4 protein-coding genes and 1 rRNA gene are annotated in these 6,000 nt (G+C 69.2%); 3 read left to right on the forward strand and 2 right to left on the reverse strand.

Annotated elements, in window-relative coordinates:
• Positions 1–43 precede the first annotated feature (43 nt).
• The 3 genes from F1721_RS27825 (at position 44) to F1721_RS27835 (ending at position 4,036) form a co-directional block, all read left to right on the forward strand.
• Positions 44–2,416, forward strand: coding sequence for a ribonucleoside-diphosphate reductase subunit alpha (locus F1721_RS27825; RefSeq protein ID WP_150069751.1), 2,373 nt, complete (start codon positions 44–46; stop codon positions 2,414–2,416).
• A 144-nt stretch (positions 2,417–2,560) separates the two neighbouring features.
• The gene (locus F1721_RS27830; protein WP_150069752.1) at positions 2,561–3,637 is read left to right on the forward strand and encodes a ribonucleotide-diphosphate reductase subunit beta; all 1,077 of its coding nucleotides are present in this window, start codon (positions 2,561–2,563) and stop codon (positions 3,635–3,637) included.
• 150 nt (positions 3,638–3,787) lie between these two features.
• Complete coding sequence (locus F1721_RS27835; RefSeq protein ID WP_150069774.1) at positions 3,788–4,036, forward strand: zinc ribbon domain-containing protein; 249 nt, start codon at positions 3,788–3,790, stop codon at positions 4,034–4,036.
• Here F1721_RS27835 and ilvD read toward each other — a convergent pair whose 3' ends face one another.
• The gene (gene ilvD, locus F1721_RS27840) at positions 4,037–5,737 is read right to left on the reverse strand and encodes a dihydroxy-acid dehydratase (RefSeq protein WP_150069753.1); all 1,701 of its coding nucleotides are present in this window, start codon (positions 5,735–5,737) and stop codon (positions 4,037–4,039) included.
• 141 nt (positions 5,738–5,878) lie between these two features.
• Positions 5,879–5,995, reverse strand: a 5S ribosomal RNA gene (rrf, locus tag F1721_RS27845).
• Positions 5,996–6,000 lie beyond the last annotated feature (5 nt).

Raw genomic sequence — 6,000 nt, forward strand, 5'->3', positions numbered from 1 at the left:
GCGCGCGCTCGAGGTCCACCGAGCTCGCGAGGGGAGAGAGCCAGTGACGGCGACACTCGACAACTGGACCGAGGTGTCCACCGCGGTCCACCAGGCCTGCGCCGGATTGCCCGGCGTGTCCGCCGAAGCCGTGCTCGACGAGGTGCGGCGCACCGGCTACGCGGGGATCAGCGACGACGAGCTCTCGCTGGCCCAGATCATGGCGGCCCGCACCCTGATCGAGACCGAACCGAACTACTCGCAGGTCACCGCCCGCCTGCTGCTGAACCGGATGCGCCGCGAAGCGCTGGAGTTCCTCGGCGTCGACCAGGACTCCGACTACGCCGCGCACTTCGCCGAGTACGTGCGCCGCGGGGTGGCGCTCGAGCAGCTGGACCCCGAGCTGGCCACCTTCGACCTGGACCGGCTCGGCCGCGCGCTGGCGCCCGAGCGCGACCTGGAGTTCGGCTTCCTGGGGCTGCAGACGCTGTACGACCGGTACTTCCTGCACGAGGGCGGGGTGCGCTTCGAACTGCCGCAGGCCTTCTTCATGCGGGTCGCGATGGGCCTGGCGCTGCGCGAGGACGACCGCGAGGCGCGCGCCGTCGAGTTCTACCAGCTGCTGTCGTCGTTCGACTTCATGTGCTCGACGCCCACGCTGTTCAACGCCGGGACCACCCGGCCGCAGCTGTCGTCCTGCTTCCTGACCACGGTGGACGACGACCTGTCCGGCATCTTCCACTCGATCAGCAACAACGCCCTGCTGTCGAAGTACGCCGGCGGTCTCGGCAACGACTGGACCCCGGTGCGCGGCATCGGCGCGCACATCAAGGGCACCAACGGCAAGTCGCAGGGCGTGGTGCCGTTCCTGAAGATCGCCAACGACACGGCGGTGGCGGTCAACCAGGGCGGCAAGCGCAAGGGCGCGGTCTGCGCCTACCTGGAGACCTGGCACATCGACGTCGAGGAGTTCCTCGACCTGCGCAAGAACACCGGCGACGACCGGCGCCGCACCCACGACATGAACACCGCGAACTGGGTGCCCGACGAGTTCCTGCGCCGGGTCGAGGCCGACGAGCAGTGGACGCTGTTCTCCCCCGACGAGACCCCAGACCTGCACGACCTGTACGGCGCGGCGTTCGCCGAGCGCTACCGCGCCTACGAGCAGGCCGCCGACCGCGGGGAGATCGCGGTGTTCAAGCGGGTCCGCGCGGTCGACCTGTGGCGGCGGATGCTGACCATGCTGTTCGAGACCGGCCACCCGTGGATCACCTTCAAGGACCCGTGCAACCTGCGCTCCCCGCAGCAGCACACCGGCGTGGTGCACTCCTCGAACCTGTGCACCGAGATCACCCTGAACACCAGCACCGACGAGGTCGCGGTGTGCAACCTCGGGTCGATCAACCTGGCCCGGCACGTCACGGCCGACGGGATCGACGCCGAGCGCCTGGAGCGCACCACCCGCACCGCCGTGCGGATGCTGGACAACGTCATCGACATCAACTTCTACACGATCCCCGAGGCCCGCCGGTCCAACCTGCGGCACCGGCCGATCGGCCTGGGGCTGATGGGCTTCGCCGACGCGCTGTTCGTGCAGCGCATCGCGCCGTCGTCGCAGGCCGCGGTGGAGTTCGCCGACCGCAGCATGGAGCTGATCAGCTACCACGCGATCAGCGCGTCCAGCGCGCTGGCGGCCGAGCGCGGCCGGTACGAGACCTTCGACGGGTCGCTGTGGAGCCGCGGCGTGCTGCCCGTCGACTCGCTGGAGCTGCTCGCCGAAGCCCGCGGCGGCGATGTGGACCTGGACCGCTCGTCCACCTTGGACTGGGCGGCGCTGCGCGAGCGCGTGGTCCGCGACGGGATGCGCAACTCCAACGTGATGGCCATCGCGCCGACCGCGACGATCGCCAACATCTGCGGGATCAACCAGTCCATCGAGCCCGTCTACCGGAACCTGTACGTCAAGGCGAACATGTCCGGCGACTTCACCGTGGTCAACCCGCACCTGGTCGCCGACCTCAAGCGGGCCGGGCTGTGGGACGAGGCGATGGTCGCCGACCTGAAGTTCCACGACGGCAGCCTGCTGCCGATCGAGCGGATCCCGCAGGAGCTCAAGGAGCTCTACGCCACCGCGTTCGAGATCGAGCCGCACTGGCTGGTGGAGGCCGCGGCGCGCCGCCAGAAGTGGATCGACCAGGCCCAGTCGCTGAACCTCTACGTCGCCTCCCCCAGCGGTCGCAAGCTCGACGAGCTCTACCGGCTGGCCTGGCGCAAGGGCCTGAAGACCACGTACTACCTGCGCTCCACCAGCGCCACCCACGTGGAGAAGAGCACCCTGCGCGGCACCGACGGCAAGCTCAACGCCGTCCCGACCGCGGTCCCGGCGACCGGAGCGGCCTGCTCCGTCGACGACCCCGACTGCGAAGCCTGCCAGTGACCCCGCCCGCCCGGGACCGCGATTTCAATGGAAGTCGACGACCTGATTTCCATTGAAATCGCGCACCTCGCGGGCCCAAGCCCCTGATCACGTCAACCACCCGGCCACCGCGGACCGGGTGATCTCTTCCTGGAGCACCACAGCATGACCTCCCTGCAGTCCCCCTCCTCCGCCGCCGGTCTCGGCGAGATCGACCGCTCCGGCGGGCGCGTCGACGTCAGCGAGAAGGCGATGATCAACGCCCGCGCCGACGTCAACCAGCTGCTGCCGCTCAAGTACGGCTGGGCCTGGGACAAGTACCTGGCCGGGTGCAACAACCACTGGATGCCCACCGAGATCTCCATGCAGGCCGACATCGCGCTGTGGAAGTCCACCGACGGCCTCACCGAGGACGAGCGCCTGCTGCTCAAGCGCAACCTCGGGTTCTTCGCCACCGCCGAATCGCTGGTCGCCAACAACATCGTGCTCGCGGTCTACCGGCACATCACCAACCCCGAGTGCCGCCAGTACCTGCTGCGACAGGCCTTCGAGGAGGCCGTGCACACCCACACCTTCCAGTACATCTGCGAGAGCCTCGGCCTCGACGAGGGCGAGCTGTTCAACATGTACCGGGAGATCCCGTCGATCTCCGACAAGGACGCGTGGGCGCTGCAGTACACCCAGAGCTTGGAGGACCCGGACTTCGCCACCGGCACCACCGAGGCCGACCAGGCCTTCCTGCGGGACCTGGTCGCCTTCTACGTGATCTTCGAGGGCATGTGGTTCTACACCGGTTTCGCGCAGATCCTGGCGCTGGGCCGGCGGAACAAGATGGTCGGCATCGCCGAGCAGTACCAGTACATCCTGCGCGACGAGTCCATCCACCTGAACTTCGGCATCGACTGCATCAACCAGATCAAGTTGGAGAACCCGCACCTGTGGACCCCGGAGTTCCAGGCCGAGGTCCGGCAGATGCTCGCCGAGGCGTGCGAGCTGGAGATCGCCTACGGCCGCGACACCATGCCCCGCGGCATCCTCGGCATCAACGCCGAGCTCTGCGCCCAGTACATGCACTTCATCACCAACCGGCGCTGCGACCAGCTCGGCCTCGAGCCGGTGTTCCCGGCGGCGGAGAACCCGTTCCCGTGGATGTCCGAGGCGATGGACCTGAAGAAGGAGAAGAACTTCTTCGAGACCCGGGTCATCGAGTACCAGTCCGGCGCCTCCCTGTCCTGGGACTGACGGGGTGGCGCGGTGGGCGGTCCGTCCCGGGCCGCCCACCGCGTACCGCCGATCGGGCGTGAGCGGCCCCACCCGTTCCTCATTCCGCCGGAACGCGATCGGTTCTTGCCCTAACCTCGGCAGCCGATCACGCCGAACTGGGGAGGAATGATGATCATCTGGGGGTTCCGTCGGACCGTGCAGCGCCTGGGCAGCCTGCTGCTGGCCTGCCCCGGTTGCCGGGGGACGTACGCGACGACCCTGAACAAGGGCGTCACCAAGTTCACCCTGTTCTTCATCCCGCTGTTCCCGACCAGCACCCGCTACGCGCTGACCTGCACCTGGTGCGGCACGACCGCCTCCATCACCAAGGAGGAGGCCGAGCAGCTGAAGGCCCAGCTGCAGCCCGTGCAGGGCTGATCAGCCGCAGACGGCGCCCTCGGCGGCGGAGCCGACGAGCTTGGCGTACTTGCCGAGAACCCCCTGGCGGAAGCGGGGTTCCGGCGGTGCCCAGCTCTCGCGCCGCCGCTGGAGCTCCGCCTCGTCCACGAGCAGGTCCAAGGTTCGGGTGGCGAGGTCCAGCCGGATCGGATCGCCGTCCTGCACCAGCGCGATCGGCCCGCCGTCGGTGGCTTCCGGCGCCACGTGCCCGATGCACAGCCCCGTAGTCCCGCCGGAGAACCGGCCGTCGGTCACCAGCAGGACGTCCTTGCCGAGGCCCGCGCCCTTGATCGCACCGGTCACCGCGAGCATCTCCCGCATGCCCGGACCGCCGCGCGGCCCCTCGTAGCGGATGACGACCACGTCACCGGCCTTGAGCGAACCGTCCTCGACCGCGTCCATCGCCCCCTGCTCGCCGTCGAAGACCCGCGCCGTGCCGTCGAACCGCGCGGAGTCGAACCCGGCGCTCTTCACCACGGCACCGTCCGGGGCCAGCGAGCCGCGGAGGATGGTCAGCCCGCCGGTCGGGTGGATCGGGTTCGAGAGCTGGTGCAGCACTTCACCGTCCAGGTCCGGGGGCTGGAGCTCGGCCAGGTTCTCCGCCACCGTCCGCCCGGTCACCGTGAGGCAATCGCCGTGCAGCAGGCCCGCGTCCAGCAGGGCCTTCATCACCACCGGGACGCCGCCGATGCGGTCCACCGCGGACATCACGTACCGGCCGAACGGCTTGACGTCGGCGAGGTGCGGCACCCGGTCCCCGATCCGGTTGAAGTCGTCCAGCGCCAGGTCGACCTCGGCTTCGCGGGCGATGGCGAGCAGGTGCAGCACGGCGTTCGTCGAGCCGCCGAACGCCATCACCACCGCGATCGCGTTCTCGAACGCCTGCCGCGTCAGGATCCGCCGAGCCGTCAGCCCGCTCTCCAGCATGCCGATCACCGCGCGCCCAGCAGCACGGGCGCCCGCATCGCGCCGTCGGTCGACCGACGGCGGGCTCGCCGAACCCGGCATCGACATGCCCAGCGCTTCGGCCGCGCAGGCCATGGTGTTCGCCGTGTACATCCCGCCGCACGCGCCCTCACCCGGGCAGATGGCTCGCTCGATGCGGTCCACCTCCGCCCGGGAGATCAGGCCCCGCGCGCAGGCGCCGACCGCTTCGAAGGCGTCGATGATCGTCACCTCGCGGTCGTCCACCCGCCCCGGCAGGATCGACCCGGCGTAGACGAACACCGAAGCCAGGTCGAGCCGCGCCGCCGCCATCAGCATCCCCGGCAAGCTCTTGTCGCAGCCCGCCAGCAGGACGGTGCCGTCCAGCCGCTCGGCCTCCACCACCGCCTCCACCGAGTCGGCGATGATCTCCCGGGACACCAGGGAGTAGTGCATGCCGACGTGCCCCATCGAGATGCCGTCGGACACCGAGATGGTGCCGAACTCCATCGGGAACCCGCCCGCCGCGTGCACCCCGTCCTTGGCGGCGCGCCCGAGCCGCTGCAGGGACAGGTTGCACGGGGTGATCTCGTTCCAGGAGGAGGCGACGCCGATCTGCGGCTTGGCGAAGTCCTCGTCCTGCATGCCGACGGCCCGCAGCATCCCGCGCGCCGCGGCCCGTTCCATCCCCTCGGTGACCTCGCTGCTCCGGGGCTTCAGAGCGCGCTGACCTTCGGTGAGCTTCGAAGCATCCACACCAGGACTGTAGTCGCGCTCACACCCAAGACGCTCGTCGGTCCGCGGCCCGCGCTCGCCTTGCTTCTCTTGGGAATGCAAAGGAGGGCCCCTCTTTTCCGGTCTATTGACTGGAAAAGAGGGGCCCTCTTTCATGTTGTGTGTCGGCGGTGTCTTACTCTCCCACACCCTGTCGAGTGCAGTACCATCAGCGCTGGGGAGCTTAGCTACCGGGTTCGGAATGGGACCGGGCGGACCCTCCCCGCCATCGCCACCGACAACCC

The organism is Saccharopolyspora hirsuta, from assembly GCF_008630535.1.
Taxonomy (GTDB): domain Bacteria; phylum Actinomycetota; class Actinomycetes; order Mycobacteriales; family Pseudonocardiaceae; genus Saccharopolyspora; species Saccharopolyspora hirsuta.